The sequence below is a fragment of the Paenibacillus nasutitermitis genome (genome assembly GCF_014641075.1).
Taxonomy (GTDB): domain Bacteria; phylum Bacillota; class Bacilli; order Paenibacillales; family Paenibacillaceae; genus Paenibacillus_Z; species Paenibacillus_Z nasutitermitis.
On the sequence record NZ_BMHP01000005.1, the window covers coordinates 60,964 to 82,838 of the forward strand.

Sequence of the window (21,875 nt, forward strand, 5' to 3'; positions counted from 1 at the left end):
ACCTAATTATGGTGAACTGTAGAGGAGAACGTTATGTTCGCAAACAAGCTGGAGCTGCCTTTTGTTTTCTATCACAAGTCTGACACCGAAATCAGCTTTCACTGCCACGATTGTTATGAGTTGGTCTATTATCTGAGCGGTTCCGGAACAACCATCATCGGCGATGTCGAACATGAATATACGGCGAATACCTTCAGCCTGATCCGTCCGCGAACCTATCACAATGAAACTCATTATGAGTCGACCGAATTATTTTGTTTTGGTTTTTCATTGAGCGACAGCAATACCATCAAGCTGGAAAATGGATTGTACCCCGATCAATCCTCGCTGCTAATGCAAATAGCCAGCAAGCTGAGGCATGAAATCCTGACCAAACGGATCCATTACCAGATCAAGCTGGAGCTGCTCCTGAACGAATTTCTGATTGAATACGAGCGGATGCGTTCGGCGCGTTCCTTTGTCGATTCCTTCGAATACATCGAGAAGTTCCTAAACGAGAATTTCAATCAGGAAATCCAGCTCCCTTCCCTGGCCAAAATCACCGGATACAGCTACGATCATTTCCGCCATATTTTCAAAGCCAAGACCGGGGAATCGCCGATGAGTTATATCATTAACAGGCGGATCGAGCATGCCAAGAAGCTGATGCTGTCCACGGATATGACCATGAGCTCGATCTCCCAGGACTGCGGGTTCTCCAACAGCTCCCAGTTTGCCGGCACCTTCCGCAAGATGACAGGGCTGACACCGACCGAATTCAAGAAGAAGCATTATATCCAGTGGGATGCTTCGCGAAAATAGGTTTTTTCGTTATCAAGACGTTATCCACAGAGTTATCCACATAACTGTTCGCATTTTCCCGGCGGGTCTGGAAGAAAAAAGAGCGATCCTGGTCATCATGCCGGGATCGCTCTTTTTGATTGGAAGATATTAATCAGGTCTGCTCGAAAGTCACCAGCACAGACTGACGTCCTTTAAGACTCAGCTGCGCCTCCGTCCTCCCGTCCTTCGCCTTGACAGGTAAATCCGCAGCTTTGCCTGTCAGCGGATCCCATAGCCTCGCCTTCGCCGCGCTCACATTGAACTGCGCCTTCAGTGAAGACGGGGAATCCGCCGTATTCACGATCAGATACGTGATGCCCTCTTCCTTCTGTTTCTTCAGATAGATGATTTCCGGATGCACTTGGTCCAGCACCAGATCGGCTTCCAGCAGGGGCTTCAATTGCCCGGCAATCCCTTTGGGTTCCTTGACCTGTATGACCGCGGGGCTCCTCAGAAGCGTCTGAAGGAGCTCCGGGGCAGGCTCCATTTTCTTATCTCTGCGTATAAAAGCCGGCGACTCGCCCTGCATCACGATGTGAACGCCTGCATCGGCAAGCTGCTCCAGCTTCTTAAGCAGACCCGCCTCCAGAACGCTCGTCCGGGGAATGACAACCGTATCGAACGCCCAGCCTGCATCGGTCACCAGCTTTCCCCCCTTGATTCCGCTCTCCAGCAGTGCGCCGGTATCCAAATAATCGAAGTCCAGCTGATTCTCCACCAGATTCATCGCCACATCCCTGAAATTATTGCTGATGGCCACCGCTTCCGGCGCGAAATCTTTGGGATCCATAGACATGGCAGGGAGCGTCTTTGCCCATACGCCCTCAATAGGGTAATAAACAGCAATCTTTGAAGCCTGCTTCCCCCCGTCCAGCATATAAGCGATACGGCCGATATAATCGGTAAACAGCCGGTTCTCTTCCTGGCTCATCTTGTCGTCCTCATAATAGGAATTGAAATGGTCGACACCAAACGCGAACTGAACCGCTATTGCACCCAGTCTTCCGTCAAAGCTGGTCTCCTCCGTGTCGAAGGCATTGGAGATTTCACTCATCACATGTTCCTTGCGATAATAATGGGCTGCCGAGCTGGCCATCTTGGCCGTCGTCACCGCCCATTTCTTCGCCGTCTCGGGAAAAGCGGTCAGCAAATCGATGCCGGGCATCTGCATATGCTTGTAGAACGCGAACAGGTTCCCCTCAAATATGGCTTGGTAGAACAGGTCCTCCTCCAGCAGCAGATGCCCGGAGCAGGCAACGCCGCTCTCGCTGCAGAAATTCTCCAGCGGTTGAAAATAATGCTCCTCGACCAGCTCCGACAAGGTCTGGTAATAGTCCATCCGGACCGCCTGGGCTTCCTTGCTGTCTCCAGCCTTTAGATAGGGAAGCGAAGGGATAAGGTCATACCCTCTGCGCTGCTTGAATTCCTCGGCCAGCTGATTGCCCCAGCCGAGCGTTGGCAGCAGCGGCACGTCCGGGTCGGGTGCATCCAGCACCGCCGGCTGACGCGGCGAAGGACCGATATACGTGCCCATCAGCGAAGGCTCGTCGGTGAAGAAAGCTTCGATGCCTTTGCCGAAATATTCCTTCAGACGCTCATAATACTGCTTGTGCGTGACATTGATGAAGGTCTCGGCCGCTTCCTTCTCCAGCAGATTGATATACCGCCGCTGCTCATACCAGTTGTTCACGGCATGGGTGCCTTCATAGAAAGGCTTCTGTACAAAATAATAGACGATCCAGCTTCCTTCCGGCACGTCCCACAACAGATTGCCCGCTTCATCCGTAAACGGCATCAGATCGACTGCAGAACCGGGATCATAGCTGTTTTCGCTGCCCTTGAAGGCTTTGACGGATATGACGCTGCCATGGCCCTTCGGATGCGCAATTTCAAGTTTCTTTCCACCGGATGCGGCTTTGGCGATCACTGCGAGGCCCTGCGCCTCCAGATCAGGGCGCTCCTTCAGCACAAGCCCTCCGGCCGTTCCGCTGGGATAACCCCGCTCATCGTAAATCCATACGCGCAGGCCCAGCTGATCGACGGCATACTGGATATTCTGCTTCAGAATTTCCCAATATTCTTCGGTTTTCAGATATCCCTGATACGCCACGTTGGTGACCATGCCCCCATAACCCATATCCTTCAGCTGCTTGATTTTGCCTGTATGCAGATTGTCATGGATCATCCGCAGCGGCCGGTAGCGGACATCAGGATCCCGGAACTCCGCTTCGTCGAACGGCTGGATGACCGGCAGCACCTTCTCTTCCGTCTTCGTTGGCTCCCTATTCTCCGCTTCCGCCGCCGGCTGCTCATGGTGTTCCTCAGTAACACCCTCTGCCATAGGCTTCTTTTCTCCTCTTTTGTCGATTGCCAGAAATAGGCCTAATCCGATCAGTATTGCGGCTGCCGCAATTGCAAGCAGCCTGTTTCTTGTGCTCAGAATAACCCTCTCCCTGTTCGTTTTATTGCCCGGCTACCGCATCAATGAATGCGGTGTTGTCGCCTGCTGCCGGTCGCAATACGCATCGAATGTCCCCCCGCTAGAAAAATGCATGCATTAACGTAAAAATAGCACAGCGCTTCAGGCTCCATCTATGCGGTTATGGCTGAATCGTATCGCAAAATGGTTCTTCATCCCTTTTGAAATGGGGTATAAAAGAACAGTACTGTACAGAAGGAGGCGCATATACACTTGAAAGAATTTGAAGATGGACTGGAAACGGCGAAGGAGGAAGGTCAGGAGGAATCCGGTTTTGCCCGGGTGTACATGGTGGAACTGCTGTATAAGGAGAAGCCTGTCATTGACCGGGACAAGCTGCTTGCCTGCATGCAGGCCAATACGGGAGAGGTTCAGCTTCCCGAGAAGGAGGAGGCTGCCGATGGAGGGGCTGATCTGGCCGTTTGGGAGGCAAATGAAGCCGACGCGGAGAATCAGCTGACGCTGATGTTTTTTCATTTGAATCATATGATTTCCTATGAAGAAGGTCCTCTGCCTGCCCAAACCTGTGTGTTCAGCACGCAGGGAATGTCGGATATGCAGGAATACGAGAGCGCCATTCAACAATCATGGAATTGGAAGGAAGCCAGGCAGACCGTCCGTGAATGCCGCCATTCTCTGCTGTTTACCGACTTCTGCGCCTCCGGCCTGGAATACAAGGAACGCCTGGAGTTGTTCCAGAATGCTCTTAAGGCTTTGCTGGAAGCGGCCCCCTGCGAGGCGATTTATTGGAAGATGAGCGATAAATTCGTTCATCCGCAGCATTATCTCCAGGCGCTTACAGAAGGTCAGCAGTTATTTGGAGCGCTCAATATCCGGCTCTACCAGGTGAAAGGCTCTGACTCAGGAAGTCGGGAAATGCTAATGGATTCCTCCGGTCTTGCCGCGCTGGGACTGCCGGATGTACAGTGCCATTTTTTTGATCTGGAACCAGGCGAGATGGCGTCAAGCCTGCTCGATTTGGCCTATTATATTTTTGATAAAGGCGATTTGGTCAAGGATGGGGAAACGATCGGAATGACGGAGGACCAGCGCTGGCGCTGCCAGCACCAGTATTCGATTGCCGCTCCCCGGCGCGTTGTGCTGGATATTGACCCGGGCGAGCCTTATTATGCGGGCACGCAGCATCGTGACGGGATGGGTTGATGACCGATATCTGGAGCCCTATTTCGGCTCTGGTGATATATTGGTGTGAAAAAACCGGATCCTTTACGACAAGGGTCCGGTTTTCGTATTCACAGCTGGAATAAAGTTCAACTCACGTGTCCCGACATGGCCGTAAGTGTCCTATACTTTACTTTCGGGTCAGAACCTGAGAGGCTGAATGATGCCTTAAACGTCTTGACATTGACGTTGACGTTGTGGAGGCGACATATGTGCCCAGGTTCTATCGCAGCCCTAATCCTCGTAGCCTGCGACTCCTTTCTCCATCAGGAAATCCATCTCCGCCTCCAGAATCGATTCCACGGTCAGCTCGTCCAGCTTAATATCGGGCCGGCTCAGCACATAATCCACCAGCTCGTCGCTGTCCACTTCGACTTCCCCTTTGGCATTTTCCTTGCTGTTGTTTATAAACGTCTGCTCATGCTTCAGCACAAGCTTAATGGCCGCCGCATCCGCTTTGGTCTCTCCTGCTATGTATTGCACAAGCTCCTGCTCATTCACATTCTCACTCATCATAGGTCATCTCCTTGGCTGGTTGGTTCGTGCTGTCATTGTATCACAAGGAGCTTTTATTTCCCAAGCCTCTCTATCCTGCCGCTGCTTTACGGAAGATCCCCCACCAGTACGGCCAGATGCTGTCTTACATTCTCCAGCTCGTCGGGGGTTCTGTCCCCAATCTCCCCGTCACAGTCGATTTCCTGCCCGGGCGACGCTTCTATGGAAAGCTTATTGGTCTTGAAATAGCAGACCGCACCGCCCTCCGGCATTTCGCCGGTCAGCTTGAGCTGTATGGCTTTCCAGGCGAGCTCCATGGAGGTCTCCTTAATAATCAGGACATCGAACAGCCCATCCTCCAGATCCGTCTCCGGGAAGAAAGTCCGCATTCCGCCTGTATAAGCGCCGTTGCTGATGACCAGCAGACAGGCCGTGTTGTCATAGTCGAAGTCCGCGCTTGTGATTTTCAGGGAAAAAGGCTCAAAGCCTGTTATGGACTGTGCGGCGGAAATATAATAAGAGAGCTTGCCGAGCCTCTCCTTCTGATCCGAATCGATATTATTCGAGACCAGCGTAATCAGGCCGATCCCCCAGAAATTCAGAAAATAGCGGCTGCCGGATCTGCCTACATCGACATGCTTCACACGGCCTACCAGAATCTGCTCAACCGCAAGCAACGGGTCCTGATTCATCCCGATCGCTCTGGAGAAATCATTGCATGTGCCTCCTGGCAAAATCGCAAACAAGGGCCGTTCTGCAAGCGGGCACAGCGCATTGATCAGCTCATGGATCGTGCCGTCCCCTCCGAAGCCGATAATCAAATCAAACTCCGCGGCATGCCGCTGGATATATGCTGCGCCGTCGCCGGCGGCTTCCGTTTGGTAAACCACAACCTCATCGTAACGCAGCCTGAGCTTGTCCGTAATCCTGTCCATTTGATCCACCATCGCGGACTTCCCCGCAGCCGGGTTAAGAATAATGACGGCTCTTGGCATGCTCATTCTCCTTTACCAGCCTGTGGATGAATTATCCCCATTATAAACCAGACAGAGAAGCAGATAAAGCGGGGATAGCGGCTCTGCCGTGCTACGGATGCGGCTGTTGTTTTGGCCGATCGCCCTGTGCGGCGCATCATGCAAAAATCACCGTCGCGGGGGACGGTGATTTAAGGGAATTTTCATATTGTAAAATTTCGTTCATTACTGATAGATCAAAGCATCAACCTCAACATAATAATTCGTTGATTTTATATTCTTATCGCCTCTGGCAACGATCTTAATCGTGTGGTTCCCGCTGGAAAGACCTTGTTTGCGGTATACCGTTACACCCGTGTGGCCGTTCGGGCTATAAAGATCGACCGTTTGATCCCACACACCGTCAATGAACACATCCGCTTTCCCATGGTCTGCATCAAGCTTGCCGACCCATTCCACGCTCGTACCCGTAAAGGTCGTTTCGGCATAGTCGTCTTCAACGGTTGTATAATGGCCCGTGTTCTTGTAATAGTCGATTCCTGATACACTCGTCCTCCACGTGCCGGAATACGTCCAGCCGTTGTTAGCATCGTCCTTCGTCACGACAGGCGTGCCCTCCGAGGTGTTGAACCGGTCGACTTCGACATAGTTGCCAACAGCGGAAGCATTCCTATCGCTGCGGACAACGATCTTGATTGTATGCGGGCCGCTGGACAGATTTCTTTTCGCATAGAGCAGGGTGTCGATATAACGTGCGGCGTTGTACAAATCGATCGTCTGATCGAGTGTGTTATCAATATAGACGTCTGCCTTCCCGTGGTCCGGGCCCAGCACGCCATACCACTCTATGCTTTTCCCGGTGAAGGTATATTCCGCATAATTTCCGGTTGTCGACGAGAAGTGGCCCGTATCTCCGTAATAGCCCGTTCCGGTTGGAATACTCGCCGGCCATGTCCCCGAATAGGTAATGCCGCCCGCGGCATCATCCTTGACCGTCGGTGCTCCGGTCGTGACGTTCATGCGGTCGACTTCGACATAATAATCGGTTGACAAGGGGTCCTTGTCGCTGCGGTTTACAATTTTGATCGTATGGCTGCCAGGCGACAGGCCTGTTTTGGAGTAAATCTCCGTGTTGACGAATCGATTGGCCGCATACAGATTGACGGACTGGTCCAGGACATTATCAATGTACACATCCGCTGTCCCATGATCCGGCCCTTTCACACCCGACCATACCACATTGGTGCCATTGAACGTAAACTCGGCATAGCTTCCCGGCGTCTTGGTGAAGTGGCCGGTATTATTGTAATAGCCGGTATTGGAAGGAATGCTGGTTCCCCAAGTTCCGGTGTAACTGAATGCCGCATCGGAATCATCTGCCACACTGGTACCCGGCCCTTTTCCAAACAAGCTGTTCTTGATTGAAATAAATTGCGCGAGATGAGGCGAATTAATTTCCCCGGTTTTATTGACATGGGGTCCGAAAGACAGGACGCCGTTCTGATTGGCAACCGCGGAGAAGTAATTGCTAATGTAGGGAGTCGTATATTTCAGTCCAAAGCTGTTCCAATCATTGCCTTGATAAGCAGTCTCGCTCCACTGAATGCCGCCGATCCATCTTGTATACGGGGCGGGATTGGCGTCAGACGGGAGAATGGTTAGAAGATTCTGTTCACCCGCAATATAATCGGCATGTGTCGTCATCGGCAGATCGACACCAAGACCGGGATCGAAGGAAACAATGGCATTGGGATTGCCATGCTTCGCGGCGGCTGCGAACGTTGAGAAATTATGAGGTAGCGAGTAGTTGGTATAGGCCTGAGAAATGTCCGGCGTTCCATTATTGTACGTTCCATCGAACCACCAGCCCGCAACCTTGGAGCCATACCGGTCCGACCATTCCTGAATAATGCTCTCCCATTTGGCCTGAAATTCCTGCGTGGCCAGATGTTTGTAAATATTATTCTCCTGCGTCGGTTCAACGATTTCCGGTTCCCCGAGGGCCTCGGCGATATCGGTATCTTCGGAAGGCATACGCGCGGGGAAATAGAGCATCAGCTTGATGCCGTACGGATTTAACGCCTCATATAAATCCATGGGCAGATCCCGCACCGACATTCGGCTGGTCGATCCGCTTCTTCCGGTCAGCGTATCGAAGGTCGCATTGGGCGAGGCGAAATAGCCGGAGTTCTGACCCAAAGTAAAGACCACATATTTGGCCCCCGTCTCGTTCACTTGGGAAGCGAAACGCTGTACATTAAAATTGTTGACCAGCGTGTTCCAGTCACCCGTCATATCATCACCGCCATAGAGCCATTGAACGAAGAGCCCATATTTACCCTGCATGAACCAATCCGTATTAGAATTGTTCGTTTGTGCAAACACCTGTTGACCTGGAAGGATAAGTCCCATCAGTATCACTGCAACTAGAAGTGAACGGTAGATTTCATTTCTCTTTAGAAAGGCCATCGTCGCAATCCTCCTTAGTTTAGCTGGTGCAGATTCTCCTTAAGCGCTTTCAATTGTTCCATTTGCTGCGGGTCCATCCGGCCGAATCGATTCACATGAATGTCCAACGCGATAACGCCTTGACGGGAAACCGTTTCTGTCACCCATTGAAGGATGTCCGGGGTTGACCACGATAATCCGGTATTTCCCCATCCGGCTAAATCCTTTACGAACTCGCCAAGGAACGTCCAATGGAACCATTGTACGCCGTTCGCTTCGTCCGCCCATCGTACATGATGGGGAAGCGGTCCGATCTCATTGGTTTCTCCCGCAATATAATCTTCAAAGGGAGAGTTTACAAGAATAGAACTGCCAATACCCGAGTTAAAAGCAATGATTCGCGATACATTGCCTGATTTGGCTGCATTCACTAAGCTGTACCAATTGTATTTCCGGGTCAAATCATTGTAGGCGTCCTGAAACCACATGCCGTCAAACCACCAGCCAGCCACCTTGTCTCCATACCGGTCCGACCATTCCTGAATCACCGCTTGCCATTTCGCTTGCGTTTCCTGGGACGGCGCGATTTCTACCGGATAATCAAAGGCTTTGTTAATCGCAAAGTCTTCATCGTCTTTGTGCGCCTTGCTGGGCGGGTTCGCAGGAGAATACAAGATTAGCTTAATGCCATGCGGCGCCAAAGCATCGGCAATCTCCATCGGCAAATCTCTTGTCGAGGCCCGCTCGCCCGGTTTAACGCCTGCAATGCGGTCATAGGTCTCGTTGGGCGACAACAGATACCCGCTGTTCTGTCCGAGCGTCAAAATCACAAAACCGGCTCCCGTTTCCACAACCTGCTGGACATAGCCATTCACATCAAATCCGTTGATGACATCGTCCCAGGCTTCCCCCGGCTGCCATTTGTCGCCGGGCTCCGCGGCCACACGATTCATGAATTCAGCCAGCAAATGATGAGAAATGCCGTATTTCGCCTTTAGAAGCCAGTCCGTATTCGGATTTCCCGCCACATCGCCGATAGGTCCTGCAGCTTCGCTGATCACCGTTTGCTGCCCACCATCCTGTGAAGATCCAACCGTAACCTCGCATTTGTAATAACGGCCCACGGAGGATGCGGCAAGCGGCAGCCTGTCCTGATAAGCCCCTATAACCTGGCTGTAAGTTCCCTCCTTCTTATCCGAATTGAACCATCTATAGGAGATTTCCTTGGTTCCATCAGGTGTGCGGTCAAGAAAACGGATCACAGCTTTCAGCTGGCTTTTCTTCTGCAGCAGGCCTGTAATCTCTACTCGATAATCGAAAGAATGTCCATTGCCGTCAAGCATCATGGAGACAATCAACTCCTTATGAATGGTTAAAAAAATCACTGAAGCGAAAACCGGAGGAATTCCTTCCTTAATCACGATCTTCGCTTCAGCTTCTTCCTCTTCAAGTCCCTGATTATTTGCTCAATTCATCGAGTTTGGCTTGGGCCTCTGCCAATACCTGCTCTCCGCCCGCCTTCTTCCATTCCGTGACGAAAGCATCGAATTCGCTGATCGGCCGCTTGCCTGTGATGAAATCGATGAAATTTTTGATCGTCATTTGATCAAGCGCATCCTTGAATTCCGTATACACCGGCTTTTCCAACGGCATCATAAAGTCGTATTTGCCAATGCCTTTGCCTGCTGCCTTTTCCTTCACGGGCATCAAGTCCTTGCGGGTCATGAAAGGCGCCTGGAAGTCATAGTCGTTAAAGCTCGCCGGTGCATGATAATAGGGTCCGATTCCGAATTTCGCTTGCTCCTCTTCCTTGTCATATGGCGGCAGATAGACATAGCTTCCTTCGCTATTCTTCTCGTACGTTACGCCCTCTTCGCCGTATTTTATTTTCGTGAAAAGGTCCAGGTCAAAAGAGGTGGCGTCAAACATTTGCAAATATTTGGCCATTTTCTCCTGATCCTTCTCGAGCTGTATGCCGAATTGAATCCCTGTGCCCAGCATCGGATTTCCTTCCGTAATGCCGAAGCTTCCGTCTGGCCCTTTTGGTCCGCTGCTCAATGCCCATTCTGCAGCCGGTACGCTTTCGCGCAGCTTCACATAATATTTGCCGCTGAAGAAAGCTTCAGGCTGAATGAATTCCCACCACGATCTGGATACGGCTCCCACTTTGCTGGAAATGACTTTATCATCGAGATTGGTATCTTTATTAACGAAGAATTCCGGATCGATCAGCCCGCTTTCAAACCATTTGTTGAGCGTTGCCAGAGCTTCCTTCGCACCCGGCTCTACTTCCCCCCGTACCGCCTTGCCGTCGATATCAACGGTTGCTCCCGGATACACTCCGTAGGCGCCGAATACAGGCGAGAAGATAGCGGCTATCGTGGCGGACGTAGCGGTCATGCCATACGTATCCTTCTTGCCGTTGCCATCGGGATCGTCATTACGGAATTTCGTCAGAGCTTCTCCCATCTCGTCAATCGTTTCCGGTGTTTTTGCAATGCCTACCTTCGACAGCCAATCCTTGCGGTAACCGAGAACCTCGGAGGAGGAAGCGAGGGTCCAGAGAACAGGCAAGCTATAGATTTTGCCGTCCGGACGTCGGACATAGCGCATTGGATCAGGACCGAGGTTCTTTTCCATCCATTTCATGTAATTCGGGGCGTTCTTCTCTAACAGATCCAAAGGGATTTCTGCAGCAGCTCCTTGATCCGCAAACTTATCGGCATCCGCAAAAGGGACTTCCTTCCACCAGTCAGGAATATCTCCCGAAGCGATTTGCAGCAGCAGCTTCTCTCTAATGGCCGCAGGATCATTGGTTGAATTGTAGAAGGCCAGGTCCACTCCCAGCTTCTCCCGTATGGCATTCATCGCAAAACCGTCAACGTTGGTTTTGTCTGCATCGAAATTCCACACCATCAGCTTCATTTTTTCCTCTGCAGCCTTTGCCGGCGTTTCCGGCTTTTCTTCCGATGCCGACTTGTTATTCGAATCCCCGCATGCCGTGACGATTGAACCTAACAGGATTATGCTTAATAAAGAAGAGACCACTTTCATCCGTTTAACCATTTTTGTATACCGCTCCCTTTTTTTTATATGATCTATTTAGAGGCTAAGGCTTTAGCCTTTAATAGCCCCTACCATAACACCTTTGACGAAATACTTTTGCACAAAGGGATAAATAACCAACATGGGAATAATGGAAATGATGATGACCGTCGATTGCAGCTGTCTGCCTGTATACTTGCTCTGGCTGCCCATCTTCTGGATCATCGCCGTCATGTTGGAGGTATCGTTTTCTATCACAATCTTTCTTAACACGACTTGAAGCACTTGTTTCTTGCTGTCTGCAATGTAGATCAAGCTGTCGAACCATGCATTCCAATGCCCGACCCCCACCCATAACGCAACGGTCGCAAGCACAGGCAAGGAAAGCGGAAGGACGACGCTGGCAAAAATACGGATATACCCGGCTCCATCCACGCGAGCCGACTCCTCCAGGCTTTCCGGGATCGCCCTGAAAAAATTACGCATAATCAGCACATTAAATGCACTGATCATCCCTGGCAGCACGAGAGACCAAACCGAATTGAGCAGCCCCAGGTTTTTGATCAATAAATAGTTCGGAATAAGTCCGCCGCTGAACAGCATGGTGAATAACAGGAAGCCTGTAAATGCCCGGTTAAACGGCAGATCTTTTTTTGATAAGGGATATGCGGTCAGCGCCGTAAATACGAGAATCAGGACTACGCCCAGTACGGTTCGTATAATCGTATTCAGATAACCCGTCCAGAGCGGCGAATAATGAAAGGCCAGACGATACGCTTCGAAGGATATCTTATGAGGAAAAATCATAAATCCGGTCGAATAAGCAGAAGCCCCCTCCTGCAATGAAAGCACAATCTGGCTCCAGAACGGATAAAGGGTGACGATCATCAAGATGGACATGCCTCCGTAGAGAAAGGCATCGCCGATTTTTTCCGAAAGTCTTTTGCGGTATACCATAGTTGAACCTCCTTGCTCTCCGGCTTCACCATAACGTGTGCTCGTTCCCGCCGATCATCTTGACGATCCGATTCACACTGAGCACAAGAATGAGCGCAACAACGGACTTGAACATGCCGACCGCCGTGGAATAGCTGTAGTTGGCGTTAATCAATCCGATTCGGTACACATACGTATCGATAATATCGGACACATTGAGTACTTGTGAGTTGTACATATTGAAAATTTGATCGAAGCCGGCATCGAGAATGCTCCCCATGGCCAAAATCATCATGATGGATATTACGGGTACAAGCATCGGCAGCGTGATATGGATCATTCGCTTAAACCGGCCTGCTCCATCCATAATAGCCGCTTCATGCAGCTGTGGATCAATTCCTGCGATGGCTGCAAGAAAAATAATCGAGCCCCAGCCAAAGCTTTGGTAAATGGAGGTCACAACCAGAATCGACCGAAAATATTGCTCATCCGCCATGAAAATAATCGGAAGGCGGCCCAATGCTTGAAGCATCGTATTGATCGGGCCTTCCAACGAGAAGATGGTGATGAAAATACCGGATAATACGACCCATGAGATAAAATGAGGCAGATAGGAAATCGTCTGCACCCATTTCTTAAATCTGCGGCTTGAAAGCTCGTTAAGCAGAACGGCGAACAGGATCGGCACCGGAAAGCCGAATACGAGCTTGTAGAAGCTGATAATCAGCGTATTCTTGACCACAAGATAGAAATGGGCATCGTCGAAAGCTTTGTTGAAATATTTCAGCCCTACCCAAGGGCTCTCCGCGATCCCCCCCGTTATTTTGAATTCTTTAAAGGCCAGGACCAGCCCATACATCGGGATATAATTGAAAATAATTAAAAAGATAAATCCAGGCAGCAGCATCAGAAGCAGCATTCGATATTTTATGAATCGTTTATATCGCTCACTTGGTTTAGAATAGGCCTGACGGTAATCCCTTGCTGAGCTTGTGTCGGGCATGCGCCCCCTCCTCTCTTTATGACGGATGCTCTTGTTCATGGATAAATCGTAGCATAGCGATGTATGCGCTGTATTCTTCTCATATCTTTGAAATGTTTCACTTTACTGCGATGTTCCCTTTAGGATGTTGACTGGACTTCGGAATACGCATGATAATTGAACAAACACATCCAAAGTAGGCAGAGCTCCAAAGAAGGGCGGGATTAGCCATGTACAGCATACTCATTGTGGATGACGAAGGCTTCGAGCGGGATGGCGTTAAGTTTCTCATTGCCAAATATGGCCTGGAGCTGGAAGTTGCGGAGGCAGAGAGCGGAGAGAATGCGCTTGAATATATGAAAGAACATGCGGTCGACATTCTGCTGACGGATATCCGCATGCGGGAAATGGACGGATTGCAGCTGGCCGAACAAGTTAGAATTCTGCAGCCGGCCGTAAAAATTATCTTTCTAAGCGCCTTTGGCGAGTTTGAATACGCACAGAAAGCGATCAATCTTCAAGCGATCCAATATATTTTGAAGCCAGTAGATGTGACGGATTTCCTTGAGGTTCTTACCAAAGCTATTCAAATTTGCAAAGAGGAAAAGAAGGACCTGGAACAGCAGTCACAGATCCAGGAAATTTATGATAAAAACATCCAGTGGGAGAAGCACAGAATACTGGCCCATTTATTGAACAGCGATGCCGAATCCCGGATGGAAATCGCTCCCCCTCATTCTTTGCTTCAATTGAATCAACTGCTTCCGAACACCAACATTTCCGGAAAATGGTATTACCGCATGATGATGCTGGATCTAAGAACCCGGTTTTTCGATTCCACGGTTCCCCATTTCGAAAAAAGCCTGGCCGACCAGATTCAATACCCAAGCTCGATCATTAACTTAAATGAATACCAGAGCCTTGTCCTGCTCGAGGTACATGAGGGAGAAGCCCTGGAGCTGTTCAATCGATTGGGCAAGCATATTATGCAGTGGTTTAAGGCGCAATACCAACAAGACATTAGCGTCATCTTCAGCGATATGTTCAAGGATGTCGAGAGCATGCGCAGCGAATACCGGAAGATAGAAGCCATTTTGGAAAGTAAATTTTTCTTCGAGGAAGGAAATATTCGCTTCACCTATACGACGCAAGTTGAAGAACACAGCACCTCGCAGTATATCGATCAAGCCATTGAGGATATTACCAGTTTTATTGGGCGCAAGGAGTTCGGGGTCGTCCGCAGGCGGTTCGAAGGACTGTTTGATCATTTGAAGAACAGCAACCGATTCTCTGTTATTTATGTGAAGTACATTTGCTCGGAAATTGTTCGTTCGATCCTTAAATCAACCAAAACAAAGGACTTGGACTTTTTTAAGAACAGCTTGGAAACGATCTATAAAACAGCGGTATTAAAGGACCTGCGCGAAGTCATGATTACGATATTCGAGGAATACGGAGCTCAGATGGAACCTGCATCTGCTTCGCATCCTTCAGAATCCATCCATAAAGTCGTGTTGGATGTGATTCGGATCATGGAGCGGGAATATCAATCGGATTTATCCGTGGAACTCATTGCCGAGCGGGTTTATTTGACGCCAAGTTATCTGAGCCATTTGTTTGCCAAGCATACCGGAATCAGCATGATTAAATATTTGACCATCCACCGGCTGGCAAAAGCCAAACAGCTCCTGCAGGAAACAAATCGTAAAATTATTGATATCAGCAGCGATGTGGGTTATTCGAACTTCCCTTATTTCTGCACCTTATTCAAAAACTATTATGGCCAGACCCCCACCCAAATCAGAGAAGGAAACCTCCCATGATAAAGTGGACCCGTTATTTCCTGGATCAGTTGCGCTTTCGGCAGAAGCTTGTTCTGTCTTATTTGATTATTAGCATTATCCCCATTCTCATTCTGGGAACCTACTCCTATTATCAATCGAAAACCTTTTTGAAAGAGCAGGCATTGAAGAGCTTCCAACGGAATGTGGACGTGATCTCGGAGAGCATTCAATCGAATATGGATCACTACGTAACGATGTCCAGCTTGATTCTATACAACAATGTCATTCAGCGCATTCTCTCCAACCAATATCTGGACCTGTATAATCTGTATCTGGATTTCAATCAATTCCTTAACCCTTATATGAATATGCTGCTGAATCTGAATAAAGATACGAAGCAGTTGACGATCTATACAAAGAGCCAGCTTCCCGAATACGGCGAGTACATTAATAAAATGGAAAGAATAACGGACGAAGCTTGGTATACGGACGTGAAGCAAGTGAAGGGAATCAAATGGTATCACGAGAATAATCAGCTGTTCATTGCCGGACAATTCCCCAAGCTTTTCTCCTCCAACAGTTCATCCTTAACGGTAAGCGACGAGAATATCCTGTATATCCGCGTCAACAACCGCAGTTTATTCGCAGACCTGCCGGACTCCTTGCGGGAGCATTGGGTATTTCTGGTGGACCGACTGGGGAACTCGATCTACTCCAATCAAATTATGGATACGGAAACTGTAGAGATGTTAGGGGAAATACGCAGCGGCCAAGAGGGTGAAATGAACATCAAGGGTATGGAGATGCTGATGATCCAGCAGAAAATCCCCAATACGGATTGGACACTGTATTGCCTTGTGCCTTACCGGGAAATCGTGGAGAACTCGGGTAGTATCGTCAAAGCAACCCTGATTATAGCCGGAATTTGTATTCTCATTCTCATTGTGATCATCTCCGTATTCGCCAAATCGATGATTAGACGCATCTATAAGCTTAACAATTGGATGAAGCGTGCGGAATCCGGAGAGCTCGAGCTTCGTGTGCAGAGCACCTCCAAGGACGAGATCGGCGAGCTTACCATTCGTTTCGGCCATATGATGCACCGGATTAACGAGCTTGTCAACGAAGGATACAAAAACAAAATCATCCAAAAGGAAGCGGAGCTTAAAGCCTTAAAGTCGCAAATCACGCCTCACTTCCTGTACAATACCTTATCCTTTATTAATTGGAAGGCGCTCAAAAGCGAGGATCACGAGCTCAGCCACATGGTGACGAGCCTGTCCAAATTTTACCGCACCGCATTAAATCGGGGGGATAACATCATCTCGGTCAAGGATGAGGTCGTGAACGTGCAATCTTATTTGGACATTATCCTAACAATGAGCGAGCCCAAGTTTGACGTGGTCTATAACATTGATGACGAAGTCTATGCTTACGGCATGATTAATCTCATCCTTCAGCCCCTCGTTGAGAATGCGATCAAGCATGGCATCAAACGCAAGACGGAAGGCAAAGGCTTGCTGGAAATTTCGGCGCGGCTCCATGCTGACAACATTGAACTAAGAATCCGTGACAACGGCCCCGGTATCCAGCCGCAGCTCTTGGAACATTTGCTCTCCACTCCGACAGCGGGGTATGGACTTAAACATGTAGATGAGCGCATCAAGCTGATTTTCGGTGCGGATTTTGGGTTATCGATCGAGAAAAACTTGCTCCTGGGCGCCTGCATGTGCGTGACGATCCCGAAGCAGATGCTGCATGTTTAGTAAGGCGCCTTCCGACAATCTGAAATGAATCCGCCGCTCTCCTATGAAGAGCGGCGGGATCGTTTAAGGGAGCAGGTCAGTTACTGGCACGTTCGTGAATGGCTCGACTTTGAAGCCGGCTGCATCCTGCATCGGCAGCGATCCAGGCGTATAGCTGACCGTTATGTTTTTTGTGCCTTTCACTTCCTGGCGGAGAAGCAGGATGACCTTGTCACCTTCAATAGCTGCCGACAGGACATCAGTCCGCTTGCCTTTGGCACGTGCAGAGAATGCTGCCGGATCGGGTGCCACCGTACTGTCGAGCGGCTGTCAAAATCAAGAACGATTCGATTCTGGTCAAGGGTAGCCAGGTCTAATCGCGCAGGCTTAAGGAATGCCCAAAGATCCGATACAATCTCGTTCCCTTCCGAATCGTTCATCTTCACGAACCAACCGATTGAGTCCTGGTCAACCGCATCGGAAGCCAACGGAATGGAAGCCGGTCCTGAGGTAATGTCCTTCACTTCGCCGAGCAGCTTATTCTCCCATGCTGTGCTGATGACGAACCGGTCGGTAAGGAGAGAGCTCTTCTTTTTTTGTGTCAAGCGGGAGGGTCACCTGATCGACACTCTCATTGAAGAAATTATAATCGTCTTTATAAGGCGAATACGTATTCATATACATGCGTTTGGATTCGGCATCGAACTGCAGAAGCAATGAACGCCTCAGCATTTCCCATGGGCCGTGCCGTCCCCTTTTGCACCGATAACCCACTCAGACTCAGTGCCATGCCTCCGGGTAAAAGCTGCATAGGCGGCTCTGTCGTGCTGCGGATGCGGCTATTGTTTGGCCGGGTCCGCTTACCGTGTAAAATAGGTTATACTTACTCTATAGGATGAGATGAAAGGGGCGGCCCCTAATGGATAACATAAGCAGCAGCCAATGGGAAGAGGAGATCAGAAAGGCGGCGGCGGAAGCCTACGAGAAGGAAATTGCGATTATCAACCAGCAGCTGGAGCAGGAGATTCTGTTTGCCCTGATCGGTGATGTCAATGCCGGCAAATCCTCCACCATCAATAAGCTGATCGGCGAAGAAGTTGCAGCAGTGGGCGCGGAGCCCGGGGAAACGACCCAAATCAGGCCCCACGCTTATACGGACAAGATTTATTTTGTCGATACGCCTGGCTTGAATGATATCAATCACCAGAATTCCGAAGAAACGCTGAAGTATTTCAAAAGCGCGGACGTCGTTTTATTTTTCTTGAATGCCGCCGGCACCGTCTTCTCCGATTCCGAGAAGGAATCCTTCCTTCAGATCGAGAAGATCAACAAAAATATACTGATCGTACTCAATAAAATCGATGCCGCCGACGAAATCGACCGGCTTGTCAGGCGCGTACGCAAGGAAACCGGCGAGAAATACGAAGTTGTACCGATTTCCTCCCGGACTGGCCAAAATATCGATGTTCTGCGGAACCGGATCCTGGATATTCTAAAAAAAAAGAGCAAGGATATTCTTTTCGCCAAAAGCATTAAGGAAAAATCCGCGACCGCCCATACCTGGATTATCGGCGCCGCCACTTCCGCCGGTGCAGCAGGCGCGCTGCCGGTTCCCGGCTCGGATATCATCCCCATTACCGCCATCCAGATCGGGCTGCTGACCAAGCTCGCGACCCTGTACAACAAGCCGCTGTCCAAGGAAACCGCCAAAGAGATCGTACTGACGACCATCGTCGGCAATATCGGCAAAAGCATTTTCCGCCAGGTACTCAAGCTGTTTCCCGGAGCCGGTTCCATCGCCGGAGCAAGCGTGGCCGGAGCCATGACGCTGGCGCTTGGTTATGCCATGAAATACGCTTATGAGCACAATGTGGATATTACAGCCAAGAACATCAAAGAGATTTATGCGCGCTACCGCAAAAAAGCGGAAATTGAGCAAAACGACGAACCCTTGTCATGAATATTTATATACGCAGAGGATGAAAACAGATTGAATACAACGTTTAACACGGTATCGGAATCTATCTATACCTATGCCTGCCGCGAGGATGAGCTTTCCTTGTGTCAGATGGAGCTTCGCGCTTTATTTGGCGCCGAGGCGCCGGCCAGCCTTTTCAAGACGGACATTCGGATCGACGTCAGCCGCAGCCCCTTTATCAAAGAACGTATTGATGTCCTGTACCACGGGGACAAGCTGGCCGATATTTATGAGCAGGTGGAGCAGCTTGATCTGGCCGGGGCGACGTTCAAAGCCATATTTGTCAAAACAAACGACCTTGCACCGGCGGATAAGGTGGAATATGCCGAGCGCCGCATGATTGAGCGGGAGATCGGCATGCATATCGAAGGGGAAGCGGATATCAGCCACCCGGATCTTTTATTTGGCATTGTCGCCTTGGGCGGACGCTGGTATTTTGGGCCTTACCACAAAAACACAGCCGTCTGGCTGCACCATATGAAGAAGCCGCGCAGCTATTCCATTGCGCTGAGCACCCGGGTAGCCCGGGCGGCCGTCAATATTGCCGTTCCCCGCCCGGAAGGAATCCGGGCGATCGACCCCTGCTGCGGAATCGGCACGGTTCTGGTAGAGGCCTTGTCTATGGGAATCGATATGGTCGGCCGGGATATCAATCATTTTATTGCCCGTGGAGCACGGGAGAACATCGCCTACTTCAAGCTGGAGGGCGTCGTTACTCGGGGCGATATTGCCGATATTACCGAGACTTATGATGCAGCCATCATTGATTTGCCCTATAATCTCTATTCGAAAATCACGCCGGAGGAGCAATTCTCTCTCCTGGTGCACGCAAGACGGATTGCCGCCAGAGTGGTCGTGGTTTCCATTGAGGCTGTCGACGAAATGATTGAAAACGCCGGCTTTACCATTGTAGACCGCTGTATCGCGAAAAAAGGCTTATTCTCCAGACATCTGCTTCTCTGTGAATAAGCCTGTGGGGCCCTTCTCAGGCATGCTTTATTCCGCCGAGACTGGCCCCTTTTGCAAATAATCGCTCAATCTGCTTCTCAACCGCGGGATCCGGTATTAACGGCGGCGCCTGATGGGGCTTGACGCGGGCATCGATAATCACATTGTCGCAGGCCCAATGCTTGTTCTCATATGCCGCGTTCACCCCGTAAATGTCATGGGAAGGATTGCTGCGCGTAAAGGTCGCCCAGAAGAAATTCGCCATATTCGCGCTCAGAAATTCACTGTCGTCGCAAAGGATAATCATCGGGCAGGAAGGGAGGGGACCTTGGGCTTCAAGTGCGCCGCATAACTCCTGTAATTCCAGCTCTGCCCGGGCATAATCGGTGAACGCCGGCCCCTGCACCGCCACGATGCCCGGTATGACCAGACGCGCATTGTCAAATCCTCGTATCTCCTTGCATTGGCTGGGAACCTCCCGGCACAGCTCCCGTTTCTTGTCTCCATACGCAGCGAAGACGACTTTACTGCCGCTATTGAGGCCCGTTCCCGAATAATCCAGCGTATCGATCGTCGTATTCGTATGAAAATGAAGATCCCGTCGCAAATCGATACGCTCCAGAATATAAGCCAGGAAATCCGCTTCGCGGTGCGTATCCAGAGGCTGATTTTCTTCTGCCGAAATAAACAGGAACTTGGCCAGGCTCAGTTGGCCTGTCCCCAGGATCCGATTGGCGATCGTAAGCAGCTCTGCCGGCTGTTTGACCTGCTGATAAGGGGTGTAGCGCTCGCTCCCAATGGCAAAAAGCAGCGGATGTACGCCAGCGGCATCGACCGCGTGGACTTCCTTGACGCCGGGAATCTCCTGTTTGATGGCATCGCCCGTCAGCTCATGGATGAGATCGCCGAAGGCCGTATCCTCCTGCGGCGGACGGCCCACAACCGTGAACGGCCATATGGCGCCCGGCTTGGCATACACCTTGTGGACTTTCATAACAGGGAATGGATGCGTCAGGCTGTAATAACCCAGATGGTCGCCAAAAGGCCCCTCCGGCTTGGTTTCCCCGGGATGAATCTCGCCGGTAATGACAAAATCGGCATCATTGCTGATACAGAAGCCGTCTCTGTAGCTGTAGCGGAAACGGCGTCCGGCAAGCAGGCCGTTGAAGGTCATCTCGCTCAAGCCTTCCGGCAGCGGCATGACAGCCGATAACGTATGCGCCGGAGGCCCGCCGACAAAACAGCTCACCTTCAGCGGATTTCCTTGTCTGACAGCTTTCTCCTGATGGACGCCGATCCCGCGGTGTATCTGATAATGCAGTCCGACTTCCTTGTCCAGCTCATACTCATTGCCACTGAGCTGGACGCGGTACATGCCAAGGTTGGAATTCATAATTCCCGGCTTATCCGGGTCTTCCGTATACACCTGGGGCAGAGTGATGAAGGCGCCTCCGTCCATCGGCCAGTGCTGAATGAGCGGAAGATCGGAGATCCGGATCTCCTGCGCCGCTGCCGGCAGGCTGCCTGATTTCTTCAGGGGCAGGGCTTTCCACGCCGCAAGTCCCGTTCCGACATGCTTGAACGGGTTTTTCAAGGCTTGCATGGGATCGCTGCGCAGCGCCATTACACTCTGCACGGCATCCCAGGTCTGCCGGAAAATAAACTTGCTGCGCTCTACGGTGCCGAACAGGTTCGAGACCGCGCGAAACCGCGAGCCTTTGACACGTTCAAACAGCAGTGCGGGACCCCCTGCTGCGTATACCTTCATGTGAATCGCAGCCATCTCCAGATAGGGGTCCACTTCCTCGCGGATGCGGACCAAATGACCATGCTTCTCCAAATCGATGATGCAATCTTCCAAGCTGCGATAAATCATGGATAGGCTCCAATCTCCAATAAAATTTATGTATCGATTCATCCCCCTTGTTGGGGCTTGTCGGACCATGGGATAAGATGTACTGATGCATTCAGTTAAAACGAATTACAAAGGGTTGTCAAGCGATGCGGCCCCCGTTGCCTTGCGGGAAGTGATCCGGCAGGACCGGTTCATTCGATAT

The 21,875-nt window shown here is 50.5% G+C and carries 16 protein-coding genes; 6 read left to right on the top strand and 10 right to left on the bottom strand.

Features of this window, described 5'->3' with window-relative positions; translation table 11 throughout:
• The first annotated feature begins 33 nt into the window (after positions 1-33).
• A complete protein-coding gene (locus tag IEY46_RS27770; RefSeq protein ID WP_188997329.1) occupies positions 34-801 on the top strand; it encodes an AraC family transcriptional regulator in 768 nt (255 codons plus the stop codon).
• 133 nt (positions 802-934) lie between these two features.
• On the opposite strand, the gene IEY46_RS27775 is transcribed toward IEY46_RS27770, so the two are convergent.
• On the bottom strand, positions 935-3,163 hold the full coding sequence (locus tag IEY46_RS27775) for a glycosyl hydrolase (RefSeq protein ID WP_188997331.1): 2,229 nt from the start codon (positions 3,161-3,163) through the stop codon (positions 935-937).
• A gap of 351 nt (positions 3,164-3,514) precedes the next feature.
• Here IEY46_RS27775 and IEY46_RS27780 point away from each other — a divergent pair, with 351 nt between their 5' ends.
• Entirely contained in the window at positions 3,515-4,465 is a 951-nt protein-coding gene (locus IEY46_RS27780) for a DUF4261 domain-containing protein (RefSeq protein ID WP_229750593.1), read from the top strand.
• Positions 4,466-4,717: 252 nt separating this feature from the next.
• Here IEY46_RS27780 and IEY46_RS27785 read toward each other — a convergent pair whose 3' ends face one another.
• The 7 genes from IEY46_RS27785 to IEY46_RS27815 all read right to left on the bottom strand — a co-directional run bounded on the left by IEY46_RS27785 (position 4,718) and on the right by IEY46_RS27815 (position 13,384).
• Positions 4,718-4,996 (bottom strand): hypothetical protein, encoded by a 279-nt coding sequence (locus tag IEY46_RS27785; protein WP_188997333.1) that lies wholly within the window; start codon positions 4,994-4,996, stop codon positions 4,718-4,720.
• An 89-nt stretch (positions 4,997-5,085) separates the two neighbouring features.
• Positions 5,086-5,973, bottom strand: a complete 888-nt coding sequence (locus IEY46_RS27790) for a diacylglycerol/lipid kinase family protein (RefSeq protein ID WP_188997600.1) — start codon at positions 5,971-5,973, stop codon at positions 5,086-5,088.
• A gap of 204 nt (positions 5,974-6,177) precedes the next feature.
• A complete protein-coding gene (locus IEY46_RS27795; RefSeq protein ID WP_188997335.1) occupies positions 6,178-8,421 on the bottom strand; it encodes an alpha-L-fucosidase in 2,244 nt (747 codons plus the stop codon).
• 14 nt (positions 8,422-8,435) lie between these two features.
• Positions 8,436-9,746: an alpha-L-fucosidase gene (locus tag IEY46_RS27800; RefSeq protein WP_229750594.1), complete on the bottom strand. Its 1,311-nt coding sequence runs from the start codon at positions 9,744-9,746 to the stop codon at positions 8,436-8,438.
• Positions 9,747-9,858: 112 nt separating this feature from the next.
• Positions 9,859-11,466: a type 2 periplasmic-binding domain-containing protein gene (locus tag IEY46_RS27805; protein ID WP_188997339.1), complete on the bottom strand. Its 1,608-nt coding sequence runs from the start codon at positions 11,464-11,466 to the stop codon at positions 9,859-9,861.
• 51 nt (positions 11,467-11,517) lie between these two features.
• Positions 11,518-12,402: a carbohydrate ABC transporter permease gene (locus IEY46_RS27810; protein ID WP_188997340.1), complete on the bottom strand. Its 885-nt coding sequence runs from the start codon at positions 12,400-12,402 to the stop codon at positions 11,518-11,520.
• A gap of 25 nt (positions 12,403-12,427) precedes the next feature.
• A complete protein-coding gene (locus IEY46_RS27815) occupies positions 12,428-13,384 on the bottom strand; it encodes an ABC transporter permease (RefSeq protein WP_188997341.1) in 957 nt (318 codons plus the stop codon).
• Between the two features lie 209 nt (positions 13,385-13,593).
• Here IEY46_RS27815 and IEY46_RS27820 point away from each other — a divergent pair, with 209 nt between their 5' ends.
• Positions 13,594-15,186 carry a response regulator transcription factor gene (locus tag IEY46_RS27820; RefSeq protein WP_188997342.1) on the top strand — a complete coding sequence of 531 codons (1,593 nt, stop codon included), beginning with the start codon at positions 13,594-13,596 and terminating at the stop codon, positions 15,184-15,186.
• Positions 15,183-16,913, top strand: coding sequence for a sensor histidine kinase (locus tag IEY46_RS27825; protein WP_188997343.1), 1,731 nt, complete (start codon positions 15,183-15,185; stop codon positions 16,911-16,913). The genes IEY46_RS27820 and IEY46_RS27825 overlap by 4 nt, the downstream gene beginning before the upstream one ends.
• 179 nt (positions 16,914-17,092) lie before the next feature.
• Here IEY46_RS27825 and IEY46_RS27835 read toward each other — a convergent pair whose 3' ends face one another.
• On the bottom strand, positions 17,093-17,497 hold the full coding sequence (locus tag IEY46_RS27835; RefSeq protein ID WP_188997622.1) for a hypothetical protein: 405 nt from the start codon (positions 17,495-17,497) through the stop codon (positions 17,093-17,095).
• A 314-nt stretch (positions 17,498-17,811) separates the two neighbouring features.
• Between IEY46_RS27835 and IEY46_RS27845 the strand changes: the two genes are divergently transcribed.
• Positions 17,812-18,852: a GTPase gene (locus tag IEY46_RS27845; RefSeq protein WP_188997346.1), complete on the top strand. Its 1,041-nt coding sequence runs from the start codon at positions 17,812-17,814 to the stop codon at positions 18,850-18,852.
• Positions 18,853-18,960: 108 nt separating this feature from the next.
• Positions 18,961-19,839 carry a TRM11 family SAM-dependent methyltransferase gene (locus IEY46_RS27850; protein ID WP_188997602.1) on the top strand — a complete coding sequence of 293 codons (879 nt, stop codon included), beginning with the start codon at positions 18,961-18,963 and terminating at the stop codon, positions 19,837-19,839.
• Between the two features lie 16 nt (positions 19,840-19,855).
• Here IEY46_RS27850 and IEY46_RS27855 read toward each other — a convergent pair whose 3' ends face one another.
• Entirely contained in the window at positions 19,856-21,694 is a 1,839-nt protein-coding gene (locus tag IEY46_RS27855) for a UbiD family decarboxylase (RefSeq protein ID WP_373288909.1), read from the bottom strand.
• Positions 21,695-21,875: the final 181 nt, after the last annotated feature.